The sequence below is a fragment of the Polaromonas sp. genome (assembly GCF_030689685.1).
Classification (GTDB): Bacteria; Pseudomonadota; Gammaproteobacteria; order Burkholderiales; family Burkholderiaceae_C; genus Polaromonas.
Genome location: NZ_JAUYEY010000007.1, coordinates 1 through 15,957, shown reverse-complemented (window position 1 = coordinate 15,957; position 15,957 = coordinate 1). Strand labels below are relative to the sequence as shown.

The 15,957-nt window shown below is 62.3% G+C and carries 14 protein-coding genes; 7 read left to right on the top strand and 7 right to left on the bottom strand.

Annotated elements, in window-relative coordinates; translation table 11 throughout:
• Positions 1-63 precede the first annotated feature (63 nt).
• Positions 64-1,227, bottom strand: coding sequence for an acyl-CoA dehydrogenase family protein (locus Q8O29_RS01720; RefSeq protein WP_305560332.1), 1,164 nt, complete (start codon positions 1,225-1,227; stop codon positions 64-66).
• A 104-nt stretch (positions 1,228-1,331) separates the two neighbouring features.
• Between Q8O29_RS01720 and Q8O29_RS01715 the strand changes: the two genes are divergently transcribed.
• Together Q8O29_RS01715 and Q8O29_RS01710 are read left to right on the top strand one after the other, a co-directional pair.
• Positions 1,332-2,537, top strand: a complete 1,206-nt coding sequence (locus Q8O29_RS01715; RefSeq protein ID WP_305560331.1) for an acetyl-CoA C-acetyltransferase — start codon at positions 1,332-1,334, stop codon at positions 2,535-2,537.
• Complete coding sequence (locus tag Q8O29_RS01710) at positions 2,537-4,696, top strand: 3-hydroxyacyl-CoA dehydrogenase NAD-binding domain-containing protein (protein ID WP_305560330.1); 2,160 nt, start codon at positions 2,537-2,539, stop codon at positions 4,694-4,696. Before Q8O29_RS01715 ends, Q8O29_RS01710 begins: the two co-directional genes overlap by 1 nt.
• On the opposite strand, the gene Q8O29_RS01705 is transcribed toward Q8O29_RS01710, so the two are convergent.
• From Q8O29_RS01705 to Q8O29_RS01685, 5 genes are read right to left on the bottom strand one after another with little or no spacing between them, the layout of a single operon-like run.
• Complete coding sequence (locus Q8O29_RS01705) at positions 4,690-6,165, bottom strand: class I adenylate-forming enzyme family protein (RefSeq protein WP_305560329.1); 1,476 nt, start codon at positions 6,163-6,165, stop codon at positions 4,690-4,692. The two genes, Q8O29_RS01710 and Q8O29_RS01705, sit on opposite strands and share 7 nt — an antisense overlap.
• Before the next feature lie 9 nt (positions 6,166-6,174).
• Entirely contained in the window at positions 6,175-7,437 is a 1,263-nt protein-coding gene (locus tag Q8O29_RS01700) for an acyl-CoA dehydrogenase family protein (protein WP_371134130.1), read from the bottom strand.
• 33 nt (positions 7,438-7,470) lie between these two features.
• Positions 7,471-8,253: an alpha/beta fold hydrolase gene (locus Q8O29_RS01695; RefSeq protein ID WP_305560327.1), complete on the bottom strand. Its 783-nt coding sequence runs from the start codon at positions 8,251-8,253 to the stop codon at positions 7,471-7,473.
• Between the two features lie 3 nt (positions 8,254-8,256).
• Entirely contained in the window at positions 8,257-9,303 is a 1,047-nt protein-coding gene (locus Q8O29_RS01690) for a peptidase M29 (protein ID WP_305560326.1), read from the bottom strand.
• Between the two features lie 11 nt (positions 9,304-9,314).
• Positions 9,315-9,833: a flavin reductase family protein gene (locus tag Q8O29_RS01685; RefSeq protein WP_305560325.1), complete on the bottom strand. Its 519-nt coding sequence runs from the start codon at positions 9,831-9,833 to the stop codon at positions 9,315-9,317.
• 13 nt (positions 9,834-9,846) lie between these two features.
• Here Q8O29_RS01685 and Q8O29_RS01680 point away from each other — a divergent pair, with 13 nt between their 5' ends.
• The 5 genes from Q8O29_RS01680 to Q8O29_RS01660 all read left to right on the top strand — a co-directional run bounded on the left by Q8O29_RS01680 (position 9,847) and on the right by Q8O29_RS01660 (position 14,955).
• Positions 9,847-10,380: a MarR family winged helix-turn-helix transcriptional regulator gene (locus tag Q8O29_RS01680; RefSeq protein ID WP_305560324.1), complete on the top strand. Its 534-nt coding sequence runs from the start codon at positions 9,847-9,849 to the stop codon at positions 10,378-10,380.
• A 48-nt stretch (positions 10,381-10,428) separates the two neighbouring features.
• Positions 10,429-11,373 carry a helix-turn-helix domain-containing GNAT family N-acetyltransferase gene (locus tag Q8O29_RS01675; RefSeq protein WP_305560323.1) on the top strand — a complete coding sequence of 315 codons (945 nt, stop codon included), beginning with the start codon at positions 10,429-10,431 and terminating at the stop codon, positions 11,371-11,373.
• Positions 11,374-11,536: 163 nt separating this feature from the next.
• Positions 11,537-12,121: a chromate transporter gene (locus Q8O29_RS01670; protein ID WP_305560322.1), complete on the top strand. Its 585-nt coding sequence runs from the start codon at positions 11,537-11,539 to the stop codon at positions 12,119-12,121.
• Positions 12,118-12,690, top strand: a complete 573-nt coding sequence (locus tag Q8O29_RS01665) for a chromate transporter (RefSeq protein ID WP_305560321.1) — start codon at positions 12,118-12,120, stop codon at positions 12,688-12,690. The genes Q8O29_RS01670 and Q8O29_RS01665 overlap by 4 nt, the downstream gene beginning before the upstream one ends.
• Positions 12,691-12,840: 150 nt before the next feature.
• Entirely contained in the window at positions 12,841-14,955 is a 2,115-nt protein-coding gene (locus Q8O29_RS01660; protein ID WP_305560320.1) for a hypothetical protein, read from the top strand.
• Positions 14,956-14,969: 14 nt separating this feature from the next.
• Here the strand turns inward: Q8O29_RS01660 and rlmB are convergent, their stop codons facing one another.
• Complete coding sequence (gene rlmB, locus Q8O29_RS01655; protein ID WP_305560319.1) at positions 14,970-15,719, bottom strand: 23S rRNA (guanosine(2251)-2'-O)-methyltransferase RlmB; 750 nt, start codon at positions 15,717-15,719, stop codon at positions 14,970-14,972.
• Between the last annotated feature and the right edge of the window lie 238 nt (positions 15,720-15,957).

Below are 15,957 nucleotides of genomic sequence, written 5' to 3'. Positions count from 1 at the left end.
CTGCCGCAACGCTGTACCGATGCAGTGAAGAACAACCTGACCGGCAAAGGAATCGCGTGGAACTTATTTGGCACCCAGCCCCATCGCGCGCGAGACCACCTCTTTCATGATCTCGTTGGTGCCGCCGTAAATCCGCTGCACACGCGCGTCGGCGTAAGCTCGGGTGATGGGGTACTCCCACATGTAGCCGTAACCACCGAATAACTGCACACATTCGTCCATGACCTTGCACTGCAGGTCGGTGGTCCAGTACTTGGCCATGCTGGCGGTCGCGGTGTCGAGCTTGTCGCTGGCCAGAAGTTCGGTGCATTTGTCGATGAAGACGCGCGCCACCTGCACCTGTGTCTGCAACTCGGCCAGGGTATAGCGCGTGTTCTGGTAGCTGGCCACCGGCTGGCCGAAGACCTTGCGCTCCTTCACATAGGCCACCGTCCAGTCGATGGCCGCCTGCGCCGAGGCGACGGCTGTGATGGCAATCTGCAGCCGCTCCCACGGTAGTTGCTCCATCAGGCAGATGAAGCCACGGTTTTCATGCGTTTCGCCGCCCAGCAGATTGGCCGCTGGAACGCTCACATCAGAGAAAAACAACTCCGAGGTGTCTTGCGCCTTGAGTCCCAGTTTTTTGAGGCGCTTGCCGACCGAAAAACCCGGCATGCCGCGCTCGACCAGCAGCAAGCTGGTGCCCTTGGCACCCGCTGCCGGATTCGTCTTGGCCACCACCACCACGAGGTCAGCGTGCCAGCCATTGGTGATGAAAGTCTTGCTGCCATTGAGCAGGTAGCTGCCATCGGCCTGTTTGATCGCAGTGGTCTTCACGCCTTGCAGGTCGGAGCCCGCAGCGGGTTCACTCATCGCAATCGCACCTACCATCTCGCCGCTTGCGAGTTTGGGCAGGTACTTGAGTTTTTGCGCCTCTGTGCCGTAGTGGAGGATGTAAGGCGCAACAATTTCGCTGTGCAGGCCGTAGCCGATGCCACTGAAACCGCCGCGTGCCAGCTCTTCCATCTGGACCACCGAGTACAGCTTGTCGGCGCCCGATCCGCCATAGGCTTCCGGCATGGTCATGCACAAAAAGCCGTTCGCGCCAGCCTTGTTCCAGACCGCGCGGTCCACATACCCCTGTTCTTCCCATGCCTCGTGGAAAGGCGCAATCTCCTTGTCGCAAAACTTGCGAAAGGCGTCGCGGAAGGCCTCGTGGTCGCTGTTGAAAAGGGTACGGTCGATCATGGGTCACCTGTCGGGTTGAAGGCCTGGGCCATATTTATGGAAAGCGTTTGCTTGGTGAAATGAATATACTCGTTCCTGCACCCTCTTTTCCGCAGGAGCCTCCCATGACCGAAGCATTCATCTACGACGCCATCCGCACGCCACGCGGCAAGGGCAAAAAAGACGGCAGCCTGCACGAGGTCAAACCCGTCAATCTGCTGGCTGGCGTGTTAACGGAGCTGCAGCACCGCAATGGCTTTGACACGGCGCAGGTCGACGACGTGGTGATGGGTGTGGTCTCACCTATCGGCGAGCAGGGCTCGGTCATTGCCAAGGTCGCTGCGTTGAAAGCCGGCTGGGACTTTCGCGCCTCTGGCGTACAGATCAACCGCTTTTGCGCGTCGGGCCTGGAGGCCGTCAACATGGCCGCACAAAAGGTGCGCTCCGGTTGGGAAGACCTGGTGGTTGCGGGCGGCGTCGAAAGCATGAGCCGCGTGCCGATTGGCTCAGACGGCGGCGCCTGGGCGCAGGACCCAGAGACCAACAGCGCCACGGCGTTTGTGCCACAAGGCATAGGCGCCGATTTGATTGCCACTCTGGAAGGTTTCAGCCGCGCCGACGTAGACGCTTTTGCACTGGAGAGCCAGAAGCGCGCCGCCACAGCCCGTGATGCGGGCTACTTCGACCGATCCGTCGTTCCCGTCAAGGATTTTCTGGATCAAACCATTCTGGCCCAGGACGAATTCATCAAGCCGCACACCACGCTGGAAGGCCTGGCCGCGCTCAAACCGGCTTTTGAACAGCTGGGTGCCATGGGTTTCGATCAGGTGGCGCTGACGCGGTACCCGCAGGTCGAACGCATCCACCATGTGCACCATGCCGGCAACTCGTCGGGCATCGTAGACGGCGCGGCTGCGGTGCTGGTCGGCTCGGAAGCGGCGGGGAAAGTCCATGGCTTCACGCCGCGCGCCCGCATTGTGGCGGCGGCGTTGAGCGGCGCAGACCCGACCATCATGCTGACCGGCCCCATGCCCGCCGCCCGCAAGGCGCTGGCCAAGGCTGGCTTGAGCATTGACCAGATCGACCTGTTTGAAGTGAACGAAGCCTTTGCCGCCGTGGTGATGCGTTTCATGAAGGAGATGAAGGTGCCGCACGACAAGGTCAACGTCAATGGCGGCGCGATTGCCATGGGCCACCCGCTGGGCGCAACCGGCGCCATGATCCTCAGCACCCTGATTGACGAGTTGCACAGGCGCAAGCTGCGGTACGGGCTGGCCACGCTGTGTGTCGGTGGGGGCATGGGTATCGCGACGATTGTCGAAAGAGTCTGATGAAAACCATTCAATACGAACTGGCCAACGGCATTGCCACCCTGACCTTCGACGAGCCAGGCTCGCCGGTCAACACCATGTGCGCGCAGTGGCAGCAGGACCTGAACGAGGTCACCGCGCAGGTGCTCAAAGACCGTGAAGCCATACGTGGCATCGTGCTGGCCTCCAACAAGAGCACCTTTTTTGCCGGTGCCGACCTCAAGGGCCTGATGCGCAACCAGGCGTCCGACGCGGGCGCGGTGTTTGCCGAAATCGAGCGCATGAAGAAAAACTTTCGCACGCTCGAAACCCTGGGCAAGCCGGTGGTCAGCTGCCTCAATGGCGCTGCGCTGGGCGGCGGCTGGGAGGTGGCGCTGATCGGCCATTACCGCATTGCGGTCGATGACAAAAAGATCCAGTTCGGCCTGCCCGAGATCACCCTCGGACTGATTCCGGGCGCCAGCGGCATCACCAAAATGACACGTCTGTTGGGCCTGATGGGTGCGCAGCCCTACATCCTGGAAAGCAAATTGTTCAACCCGCGTGAGGCGCTGGAGCTGGGTCTGGTGCACGAATTGGTGCCCGATGCCGCCGCACTCCGTCCGGCGGCGCTGGCGTGGATTGCCACCCACGATGGCGCCGCCGCGCCGGCCCATCACCCGTGGGACGACAAAAACTACAGGATGCCAGGCGGCTTGCCTTCCAGTCCCAAGCTGGCGGGCATGCTCAGCGTGGCGCCTGCCGTGCTCAAGCAGAAGACGCGCGGACTTTACCCCGCTCCTGAAGCGGCATTGGCGGCGATGGTTGAAGGCGCGCAGGTGGATTACGACACCGCGCTGCGCATCGAAAGCCGCTATCTGGCCCGGCTGGCGGTGACGCCGGTGGCCAAGGCGATGATCAACACCTTCTTCTTCAACATGAACGCGATCAAGTCCGGCCAGTCGCGACCCAAAGACATTCCGCGCTACAAGCCACAAAAGGTCGGCTTGCTGGGCGCGGGCATGATGGGTGCAGGCATTGCGTATGTGCAGGCCAGCCGGGGCATCAGCACCGTTCTCAGGGATGTCAGCCAGGACAAGGCCGATGTCGGCAAGGCTTACAGTGCCAAACTCACGCAGCAGCGTGTGGACAAGGGTCGCATGAGCGCGCCCGATCAAAGCGCCCTGCTCTCGCGCATCACCGCCACCGACCAGGTCGCTGAGCTGGCGGGCTGCGACCTGATCATTGAAGCAGTGTTTGAACGCCGCGACCTGAAAGCCAAAGTCACACAAGAAGCCGAGCCGCTGCTGGCCCCTGGCGGATTTTTTGCCTCCAACACCTCTACCCTTCCCATCAGCGGGCTGGCCACGGCCAGCGCAAGGCCCGAAAAATTCATAGGTATCCACTTCTTCAGCCCGGTGGACAAGATGAAGCTGGTTGAGATCATTCGCGGCAAGCAGACCGACGATGAAACCGTGGCGCGCGCCTTTGACTATGTGCAGGCACTCGGCAAAATTCCCATCGTGGTCAACGACTCGCGCGGGTTTTACACCAGCCGCACCTTTGGCACTTTTGTGATGGAGGGTGCGGCCATGCTGGGCGAAGGTATTCCGGCAGCCGCGATAGAAAATGCCGGCATGCAATGCGGCATGCCGGTCGGCCCGCTTGCGGTACTTGATGAAACCGCGCTGTCGCTGAGCGTGCATGTGCTGGACCAGACCCGTGCCGACTTCGCGGCTGAAGAAAAAACCTATATCGCGACGCCAGGCGAGCTGATTGTGGAGCGCATGGTCAAGGAGTTTGACCGCAATGGCCGGGCGGCCGGTGCCGGTTTTTACGACTACCCGGCTGAAAAAGGCGCAAAGAAAAGCCTCTGGCCCGAGCTCAAAACCCTGTTCGAAAAACCGGCCGTGTCCTGGGACATCACCGACATCAAAGACCGGTTGCTGTACCGACAGGCTGTGGAGACCGCACGCTGCCTGAGTGAAAACGTTCTGACGACGGTGCACGACGCCAACATCGGCTCCATCTTTGGCATTGGTTTTCCGGCCTGGACCGGGGGTGCGATGCAGTTTATCTACGGCATGGGGTTGGACGCATTTGCCAAACGGGCCGACCAGCTTGCAAGCAAGTTTGGCCCGGGGTTCTTACTCAGCGATCAGGTCAAGGTCAGCATCAAAAAACACCAGCCGGTTTATTGACCGGCGATGGCCGCCAGCAGGCCGGCCTTTTGCACCTTGCCCAGGGCCGTTTTGGGCAAGGCATCGCAAAACACGACCCGCTTGGGGTGTTTGAAGCGCGCAAGCCGCTGGTCGAACAGCTGCATCACTTGCGCCGCATCAAGCTCGGCGCCGGGCGCCCGAACCACCACGGCCACCACGATCTCGCCCCAGCGGGCATCTGGCTGGCCGACCACGGCTGCCTCGCGAATCTTCGGGCAGTCGGCCAGCAGGTTTTCGATCTCCGCCGGGTAGATGTTTTCTCCCCCCGAGATGATCATGTCTTTGGAGCGGCCCACAATCTCGTAAAACCCGGCTTCGTCCCGGCGTGCAAGATCACCGGTGTGAAACCAGCCCTCTGCAAAAGCCGGGTTGTCCGGGTCTGCCCAATAGCCCTGCAATAAATTCGGGCCGCGTACCCAGATCTCACCGACCTCGCCAATCGCTGCTGACGCGCCGGTTTCCTTGACCAGTTGCACTTCAACATGAATGCCTGCCTTGCCGACCGATCCGGCATGCCGCATGGCTTCTTCACGGCGCAGGTAGATGGATACAGGTCCGGTTTCGGTGGCGCCATAAACCTGGCCGACCGGGATGCCGCGGGCATGGATGGCGCTGATCATTGACGCCGGAATGGTCGATGAACCTGCGACCAGCAGCTTCAGGGATGAAATATCCGTGTTTGCAAAATCAGGGTGGTGCAGCACCGCACGCAAGGTCGCGGGCACCATCAAAGACAACGTGGGTTGCCGCTTTGCCACGTCGGCCAGCCAGGCACCCGCCTCAAAACGCGCATGCAGCGTGACCGTTGCACCAGCGTGCAAGGCAGGCAGGGTCTGGATGCACAACCCACCCACATGAAACATCGGCAGCGTGCTGAGCACATGGTCGTCAGGCGTCAGTTCCTGGGCGTGGGTGGCAATCACGCAGTTCCAGACCAGACCGGCTTGAGAATGTAGTACGCCTTTGGGTTGTCCGCCGGTGCCGGAGGTATAGACGAGCAGCGCAGATGCGGCGGGGTCTGAGCTGAGGGCGGTCAGCTCGATGCCGACGCTGGCTACAGACAGCGCGTCGACATGCAGCAGTGCGCAACCCGTCTGCGCGGACAACGCGCTGGCCGCAGCGGCATGGGATACATCGGTGACCAGCAGGCGCACACCCGCATGGCCAAGAATGGCCGCGTGTTCGGTGCCCGAGAGCCGGTAATTCAGTGGCAGCAAGATGCCGCCCACTCGCGCCAACGCAAACAGAAGCACCAACATCGCCGGATCGTTGAAGCCCAGCCAGGCCATCCGGTCGCCCGGTTGTACCCCGGCTTTCAGCAGAACGCTGGTCGCGCGCTGGATGCGCTGCCACAGGTCGGCGTAGCTGATGTCTTGCCCGGCTGCATGCAGGGCCACCCGCTGCGGAGAGACCTGCGCGTGCCGATCAATGATCTGCGCGAGGGTCATGTCAGAAAATTAAAGCACCGCCTGCTCGTCCTGTTCACCGGCCTCGTACAGGCATTCGCGACCCAGCCGGTCGATGCAGAGCTCGGCGGTCCACGGCAGCATCAACGAGCCGCAGCGCGAATCGCGGTACATACGCTCCAGCGGCAGACTCTTGAGCATGGACTGGCCGCCGCAGGTGCGCACGGCCAGGCGGCAGATCTCGTTGGCGTTTTCCATGATGGTGTAGTGCGCCGCGTAAAGCCCAAGGCGAATTTCCTTGGAGGGATCAACCCGTGCGGCGCGGGCGTTTTGCAGAAAAATCGCGCGGGTTTGCTCCAGCCGCACTTTCATTTCAGCCACCGCAATCTGCTTGGTCGGGTACATGCGGCGTTTCACCGGCGGCGTGCCGGGTACTTCGCCGCGCAGGTACTGCACGGTGAAATCGTAAGCCGCCTGGGCGATGCCCATGTAGGTTGGCGACAGCGTGGCAAACATGTGTGGCCAGCGCAGCGCAGCCTGAGCGTAGATCCCTTCCGGAATCAGGCGTTCGATCTCGGGCACAAACACATCTTTGAAAATCAGCGTGCGCGAAACCGTGCCACGCATGCCCAGCGGGTCCCAGTCGCCGGTGACACTCACGCCCTCCAGGTTTTTATCGACCGCCAGGTACAGCGAGTCGCGCTGCGTGGCGCCAGGTTTGTCCAGGGTGCACAAAATGCCGTAGTAGTCGGCGGCACCGGCCAGTGAGGCAAAAATCTTCTTGCCGTTGACGATATAACCACCGTCCACCTTGCGGGCCAGGGTGCCAAACGGCGCCTTGCCTGCGGCAGCCGCCCCGCCCTCGGAAAAAGGCTGCGAATACACCTTGCCGTCTTTCACCACTCGCTGGTAATGCACTTTTCTGTGGGCTTCATGGTTGGTGCGTTGCTCGGCGGTCATGTCAAGGTCATCGGCAATGAAGCCGGTCCACATGGTCGAGCTCACATGCATGTTCAGGGTCAAGGCCGTGGCGCCGCAATGGCGGCCGATCTCGGCGGCAGTCATGACGTAGGTGGCAAAGTCGGCGCCCCAGCCGTCGTGTTCTTCGGGCACGCAGATGCCCAGCAGACCGGCCTCACGCAGGTCGGCATAGTTCTCAAACGGAAACACAGCGTCGCGGTCGATCTGCTGCGCACGTGGCGCAAATTTTTCGCGCCCCAGCCGGGCGGCGATGGCCAGCAGCTGCGTCTGTTTGGGCGTGAGCTCGGTGTAGTCGCCGGCGATCGACGGCGGCAGGTAACGCGCGCTGGGCAAAGAGGAAACGGGAAGTGCGGACATGGCAGTACCTCAGGACAAAAAATGTTTTTTCAGAAAGGACACTACGGCGTGATTGAAAAGATCAGGCGCTTCGATATTGGCGATATGGCCGGTAGCGGCGAGGCAGACATATTCAGCGTCGCTTATCCGGCTTGCCATCTTTTCCACCACGGCAGGCGGCGCGTTTTTGTCCAGCTCGCCAGCCAGGCACAGGGTTGGCACCTCAATCCGCCCCAGATCAGCGAGCCGGTTGAAGGACACGATGGCGGACAGCGCGGCGCGGTAGCTGGCCACCGGCACCTTGCCCATCAGTGCAGCCGCCCCGGCGATGCGCGCCGGGGCGGCATCAGGTGCAAACATGCCAGGCACTAGCTGTGCGGCGAGGCCGGCCATATTCAAGCCCCGGTCCAGCGGCTCAAAACGGCTCTGCAAGAACTGCTGCTGCCAGACCCCATCGCCTTTGCCGAAGGCTGGCGAGGTGCTGTGAAGAATCAGGCCATGCACCAGCGACGGGTGCAAGGCCGCCAGTTCCTGTGCAATCATGCCGCCCATGCTGTGGCCCAGTAGGACGTTGCGTTTTGCGTCAATGTGGTCGATCAGGGCTTTGAGAGCGCCTGCCAGTGCGGCGTTGCTACACGTCGCCAGCGGCAGTGATGCGCCGTAGCCGGGCATGTCCCAGGCAATGGTTCTGAACCCCTGCGCGGCCAGAACCGGCTGGTTGTGCGCCCAGGCCTCTTTGCCGCCCCCCACACCGTGCAGCAGGAAAACGGCGGTATCGCCCTGCCCTTGCTCCAGATAGGCTGGCAGCCACATGGCTCAGGCCAACTCGCCCGTGAGGCGGCCAGCGTCCACGATGACCTGACCGTCCAGGCTCAGGGTGCAGGCTCGAAGTGGCAGGTCAAAATGCCCCAGCGTATGGCGCCCGGCGACTTCGTTGGCACCGGTCGAATACAGAAAATTGCCGGCAAAGGCGCGCAACTCGGTGCCGTTAAAGTCTTTCTTGTCATAAAAGGCCATGGCGTCCCAGCGCGCTTTCGGGTTCATGCCCCAGCCCACATGCGACACCGCATAGGCCTCGCGGTCGCCCCAGGCGGCCCAGTAGCTGCGCATCAGGTCTGCATCGGCATGTTGTCCGGCGATGTCGGTCACAAAGTCGTCCTTGATCGTCAGTACCACCGGGTTTTCAAGGTAGCGCTTGAAAGTCAGGTTGACATCGCCCTGGTCCAGCACAAGTTTGCCGTTGACGCTGCCTTTGGCCGGAAACGCCAGACACAGGCCGCCGGGCCAATGGGAAATGGTGCCCGGCTTTGCCGTGTAGCCCCAGCCGCCACCGGCTCGTGCGCCCTCCAGTGAAATGCGCAGATCGGTGCCTGCGGACGAGGTGACATGCATGGCTTTGGCATGGCGCAGCAGCTTGATGCCGGCCTTGACCTTTGGCTCCAGCGCCGCATCGGGCACGCAGCGCTCGAGGATTTCCGGATGTTCGTTGGACACCATCAAAACACGGGTGCCGCCTTTCAGGATGGCGGGAAGTTCGGCGGCGTGCAGCAGGCCCTCCACCGTCAGATCGGCCACAAAGGTGCAGGCTGCCAGCGCCTGCACCACGGGAGCAAGCTGGCCGATGGCATCCGATGCACCGGTGGAGCGCACGGGCACAGGCGCAGCCAGCCGCGGCGTGGCCAGCACCAGCTGAAAAGCCCGCGCACCCAGACGCGCCAGCGCGAGTTCGGCCAGTTGCACATTGACCGGCCGCGACTGCGTCTCGGACAGGATAGCCGCCGTGTCGCCGGCCTGCACGCCGCACAGCGCGAAGGTCTCTACAAAACAGTCAATCCAGCGGGCTTCAATTCGTTCCTGCAGCATGAAAAACTTCCTTAAAGACGTGAACCGAGAGCGAAGTAGCCGCCCGCATGAAACAGCAAGGGAGCCGCATCGGAGAGCGTAAACCGCTCGACCGCGGCAATGAACAGGCAATGGTCGCCGGCGATCTGCCGCGACACGGTGCGGCATTCGAACCACGCAGCGGCGCCGTGAATCAGCGGCTGGCCCCAGGCGTTTTCAGCATGCGCCACACCGTCGAACTTGTCGGCCAGCGGCAAGGCAAACCTGCGCGATGTCTCGACCTGGGCTTCAGCGAGCACATTGACGACAAACCGCTCTGCGTTTTCAAACACCGGCAGGCTGGGCGAGCTGCCACGCAGCGACCACAGGATCAACGCCGGCTCCAGCGACAGCGCCGAAAACGAGTTGACCGTGAGACCCACAAAGGCGCAGTCCGCCGCTCGCGTGGTGACCACCGTGATGCCGGTGGCGAACTGGCCCAGCGCCGTGCGCAGCGCCCGGCTGTCCGGGGGTGAGGCGATCTGCGGGATGGCTTGCAAGGCGGCATTCATCTGTCCATAATATATGAATATTCATGTAATCCGCAAGCACACCAACTCCATCGTGGGCGCAGAAAGACATACCGTGAGCCGCAACCCCGCACCGGACTGCCCCGCCCCACCTGACAGGTTCATTGACGGCTACCTGTCTTACCTGCTGGCGCGCGCCAGCCACACCGTTTATCGCGAGTTTCACGCCCAGGTGCAGGCCGCCGGCCTGGGTTCACTCGAATGGCGCTTGCTGGCCACGCTGTCGGACGGCGACGGCCTGACCATCGGCGAGCTGGCACGCGAGATCCTGGCGCAGCAACCGACCCTGACCAAACTGGTGCAGCGCATGGAAAAAGCCGGCTGGGTGCAACGCGGCGTCGACCCGGCCGATGCACGGCGCACGCTGGTGTTCGAAACCAGGCAGGGGCGCGCGACGGTCGCCGCACTGCTGGCGCAGGCCAAGCTGCATGAAGACGCGCTGCTTGAAGGCTTCAGCGAGCGCGATGTCACGGCATTGAAAAAAATCCTGCGCACCCTGATTAGCCGCGGCGATGCAGACGCCGCTTGAGAATCAATTTACTTGACTTAGTCAATTAACTTGGGAATGATTGCTGCCATGAAGGCTGCTCCATCTCCCCCGGTGTCCACCGCCCACGTCAAGGCCGTGCGCGGCTTCAACCGCTTTTACACCCAGCGCATCGGTGTGCTGGCCCCCTACCTGGGCAGCGAGTTTTCGCTGACCGAGGTGCGGGTGCTTTATGAACTGGCGCATCGCGACCAGCCGACGGCGACCGAGCTGGGACGCGACCTGGCACTGGACGCGGGTTACCTGAGCCGCATCCTGCGCCGCTTCGAGGTAAAGGGCTGGATGGAGCGCACGGCCTCACCAGCCGACGCGCGGCAAAGCCTGTTGCGCCTGACCGACGCCGGTTACCAGGTATTTGCGCCGCTGCAACAACGCTCGCGCGATGAGGCTGCTGCCCTGCTGACACCGCTGGCCGCACCGGCGCAACAGACCTTGACGGATGCGCTGGCCACGGTGCAGCGCCTGCTTGAACCGGCGGCTGCCAGCGCAGCCTCACCCGGCGTGCTGCTGCGTGACCCTCAGCCCGGTGACATGGGCTGGGTGGTGCAACAACATGGTGAAGTTTATGCGCGCGAGTACGGCTGGAACAGCGCCTTCGAAGCGTTGGTGGCGGACATCGTTGCCGGCTACCTGCGCAAGCACCAGCCGGACTGGGAACGCTGCTGGATCGCCGAACTGGAGGGGCAGCGCGTGGGGTCGGTGTTCGTGGTGCGCAAATCCCCCACCGTAGCCCAGTTGCGCATGCTGATCCTGACGCCGCAGGCGCGCGGCCGGGGCCTGGGTGCCCTGCTGACCGATGAATGTATCGCCTTTGCGCGCAGCAAGGGCTACAAAAAAATGGTGCTATGGACCAACAGCTGTCTGGGCAGCGCGCGAGACATCTATGCCAGACGCGGCTTCCAGCTCATCAGGAGCGAACCCTACACTGGCTTCGGCAAGGAACTCATCGGCGAAACCTGGGCGCTCAGGCTGTGAAGCGGCCGCTTCGGAAGCACGATCTCGCGCTGCTGGTCGCTGCAGCGTGACGCGATCACGCTGGTCTGCCTTTTTTCCCCTTCATCTTCAAGCCATATCGGACCTCAACCCCTGTCAGTCATGAGCCAGCAGCTATCAAATCCGTAGCAGCGATAATCAGCCCATGACCGCCCAGCCTGCCGACGACGAAGACACACATCCGCAACCGAAGTCACTCACCGACCTGTTTGTCTCGTTCACGCTGCTGGCCCTACAGGGGTTCGGCGGTGTGCTGGCCGTGGTGCAGCGCGAGTTGGTCGAGAAAAAACGCTGGCTGACGCGGGAGGAATTTGTCGAGGAATGGGCGGTGGCGCAGATCATGCCCGGCCCCAACGTGGTCAACCTGTCGCTGATGATTGGCCACCGCTACTTTGGCCTGCGTGGTGCCATGGCGGCGCTGGCCGGCATGCTGACCGTGCCCTTGCTGGTGGTGCTGATGCTGGCCCTGGTCTATGCGCAGTTCGCCGGCCATCCCGGCGTGGCCGGCGCGCTGCGCGGCATGGGCGCGGTCGCTGCGGGTTTGATCGCCGCCACCGGGCTCAAGTTGATGGGCGCTCTGAAAAAACACCCTCTGGGCCTGCCGATGTGCATCGCGCTGGCCGTGCTGTGTTTCAGCGGCATCGCGCTGCTGCGGCTTCCGCTGGTCTACGTGCTGCTCGGGCTGGGCGTGACCGCCTGCACCCTGACCTACAGGAAGCTGGACCAATGAGCTTGAGCCTGCAATGGAGCGACTGGCTGGCGCTGTTCGGGCATTTCATGCTCCTGTCGCTGCTGTCGGTGGGCGGCGCCATCACCACCGCGCCCGACATGCACCGCTACCTGGTGGACCGCCAGCATTGGCTGAGCGATCCACAGTTCAACGCTTCGGTGGCGATTGCGCAGGCCGCCCCCGGCCCCAACGTGCTGTTTGTCGCGCTGATAGGCTGGCATGTGGGCCTGAACGCTGGCGGACCACTGATGGGGCTGTTCGGCGTGTTGGTCACCATGCTGGGCATCCTGCTGCCGAGCACCACCCTGACTTACCTGGCCGCCAGTTGGGGCCACCGCAACCGCAACTTGCGCTGGGTGCGCGCCTTCAAGCAGGGCATGGCCCCGGTCGTGATTGCATTGCTGATCGCCACCGGCTGGGTCCTGGCCAGTGCCAACGTCACCGGCCTGAAAGACTGGCCGGTGGGCCTGCTCGCTGGTTTAGCAGCAGTCGTGGTGTGGCGCACCCGACTGCATATGTTGTGGCTGCTCGGTTCGGGCGCCTTGCTGGGCTGGTTCGGTTGGGTTTGAGATCCAAGCTGGACACCTAAACGCCGAGTTTTTGCCGCCAGACAACCACCGTTTCCGCCCTCAACAGGACAGGCTATCGCTCTTACTTTTATCGTCACAGAGAATCAGATACATATAGATACAATAAAGCTTAATCAAATGGGAGCTTGAATGTCTGAACCCGTAGCTGGCGCCATCGAATCGGACACACCACTTTTTGATGTGGTCATCAATGTGCCTCCAGGTGCACAACTTGAAGAGATTGAACGCCTGGCGCGTGATGTAGCGGGTATTGCTGCAGACAAGGTTGATCGCCTCATCCAGGTTTTGCGCAGCTCCCCGCAGGCCAAAATAGGCGCGGGTGTGACTCGCGAAAGAGCGGATGTGGCGCACGAGCAATTCAGCAAAGCCGGGCTGCTGGTGACCATCACGCCGCTGCTGACGATCCAGACCGCAATGGCGGGCAGCTACGACGGCACCTACTCTTGCCCGGCTTGCCAAAAACGGGTGATCCTTCCAGAAAATCGCCAGTGCCCGGCTTGCGGCATTTTCGTGGACAAAGTCACCGACGAGTTTCTCCTGCGGCGCAAGATGATGGAGCAAGAGCGCGGAAAGATCGAATACCAGCAGGCCAAGTCGGCCAAAGACAGCGACAAGCGCTCTCGCGAGATGATGGAAGCAGCCATGCGCGCCAAAGTTCGCGAGGAAATAGAGGCGGAATACGGAATCAAACGGAAAAAAGGCGGTGTCTCGGGCCTGGTGAAGGTGGTCGGTGTATTTGCTTTGCTGGTGGTGGCCTTCGTCGGCGGCAAAGGTTTGTCACCCGATGGCCTTCCCTGGGGCAAATCGGCCAGCAGCAAGGACGGCCAGCCCAAAGTCATGAGTGCCGACAGCCTGGAAAAAACAGCCCAGGCCGCTGGCGCCGATGCAGATAGCGCCGGAGGCGGCGCTGGCGTCGGCACGGGCGATCCGGACATTGACGATCCATTGATCCAAGCCGCTGGCGGCAAAAAAATCGGAGCCAAGGGACTGACCATTGAACAAGCCGTTGCGGCCTCCCAGACGCTCGCCAAATCCGTTGGCAACACCTCGGCCGAGCGGGCGCTGGCCGGCGCCGGTGCGGGTGGCAAATCCGCAGGTGCCGGCAGTGCTGGCGGCCAGTCACCGAACAGCGGTATTGACAAAGCCGTTGACGGTGCCACTGGCTCAACTTTTGCGGATAAACTAATTTCTGACGCTCCAACTGCCGCTGGCGCGACCGCCACTGCTGTACCCAAACAAACCAAGCAGGTCTTGACTGCCGAGTTCGCCAGGGTGCTGGCCGAAATCGGCCAGTCGGCGCGCGCCCAAGAGGTTTTGAAGGCGGCGCTGGCCGCTAGCAATGCGGCAGCGGAGCCCGAAGGCGCCGCTGCCCTCAGGAACGCAGACCTGAAAGCCCGTGCATGGGCGATACAAAGGCGCGAAATCGGCCCAGCACGCGTGGTCAGCGACGTGCTGAAAGCCAAAATTCTGGCGCTGGACAATGCGGCCGAGCGTGTGCAACTGCTGGGCAGCGTGGCATCCATTCTGAGTCAAAGCGGGCAGATAGCGCCCGAGATACCGAGAAACTTTCTGTCGCAGGCAGCCGATGCGCTGAAATCTGTGACCGGCCCTGGCCAACCCAACGCGGCCATGGGTGACCTGGCGGTTTCCATGGCGGAGGTGTTGGCCAACGAAGCGAGCGCAAAAATCAAGGCCGGTATGTGGTCAAAAGCCCAGGCCAGCGCGGGGCAAATCGACGAGCTGATCAAACAGGCGCCCGATGCGTGGTCGCAACTGCGCCTGTACGCGATTGACCATCAAATCAAGCAGCAACTGGGGCAAAGCGACAAGGCCAAACAAAGCCTCGATGCGGCCCTGGCACAGGCCGGCAAAAATCCTAACTTATCAGAACGCGCGTCATGGCTGCGCAGCGTGGCCCAACTCGCCGATGCTGCCGCGCAAGAACAGATGGACGCCATGACCAGCAGCCTGCAAGCGCAGTTGGAGACAAAATCGGGCCTGGAAAAAGCGCAAGCCCTGACGCAACTGGCGTTGCTTTATGCCAACGGTGGCTTGCCTGCCAAGGCTGATCAGTATCGCCGCATGGCGCAGGCAACCGCCGGCCTGAGCCCCGCTGAAAACACCGTCATCAGCACGGAACTGATTGTCCGCAGTGACCTCGCCCTGGCCCGTGTGCTGCAGGGCCTGGGCCGCTACGCCGAAGCTGAATCGCTGCTGCAGCGGGTGGGCGGCTACCTGTTTTAACAGCTTCGCCAGAGTCAGGTGCGCTGGCGCAAGGCCTCGTACAGGCACACGCCGCTGGCCACCGAGACGTTCAGGCTTTCGACCGCGCCGCGCATCGGAATGCTGACCAGCTCGTCACAGGTCTTGCGCGTGAGCTGGCGCATGCCCTCGCCTTCCGCACCCAGCACCAGCGCCACGGGGCCGGTCAGCTTGACGTCGTAAATGGTTTTGGGCGCGTCATCACTGGTGCCTATGCACCAGATGTTGCGTTCCTTGAGCTCGCCCAGGGTGCGCGCCAGGTTGGTGACCATGAAATAGGGCATGGTTTCCGCAGCGCCGCTGGCCACCTTGGCGACCGTCGCATTGATACCGGCCGCATGGTCCTTGGGCGCGATTACCGCATGGGCACCGGCGCCGTCGGCCACCCGCAGGCAGGCGCCCAGGTTGTGCGGATCGGTCACACCGTCCAGCACCAGCAGCAGCGGCGGCTCATCCGACCCTGCTTCGAGCTGCTCCAGCAACTCGTCCAGCGACTTGACCTGCGCCAGCGAATCAACACGCGCCACCACCCCTTGGTGGCCATGGCTGCCGCACATTTTGGCCAGGCGCAGCCCGTCGGACTCGATCAGCCGGATACCGGCCTCTTTGGTCCGATCTACAAATTGGCGCATGCGTGCGTCGCGGCGCGATGCGTCGAAAAACACCTCGAACACGGAGTGCGGTGCGGTTTTGATACGCACTCCGACGGCATGAAAGCCGAACAGAACTTTGGGGGGAGAGGACATGCCAGGATTATCACTGCTAGGAGCCTGGGCGGCAGAAGGGACGTCGGCTGCAAAGCGGCCGCGACGGTCCATTTTTCACCGGCTTTTTGCCCCATATCTACGGCTATGAGGCTGCAAACCCGGCAAAAACTGTCCTCGCCGGGGCCACTTTTCGCTTCGACGCCTTCTGCCGCCCAGGCTCCTGGCCTATCAAATCCGCACTGGTTCAGTCGCTGCGGGTGAACAGCCGATTGATGAA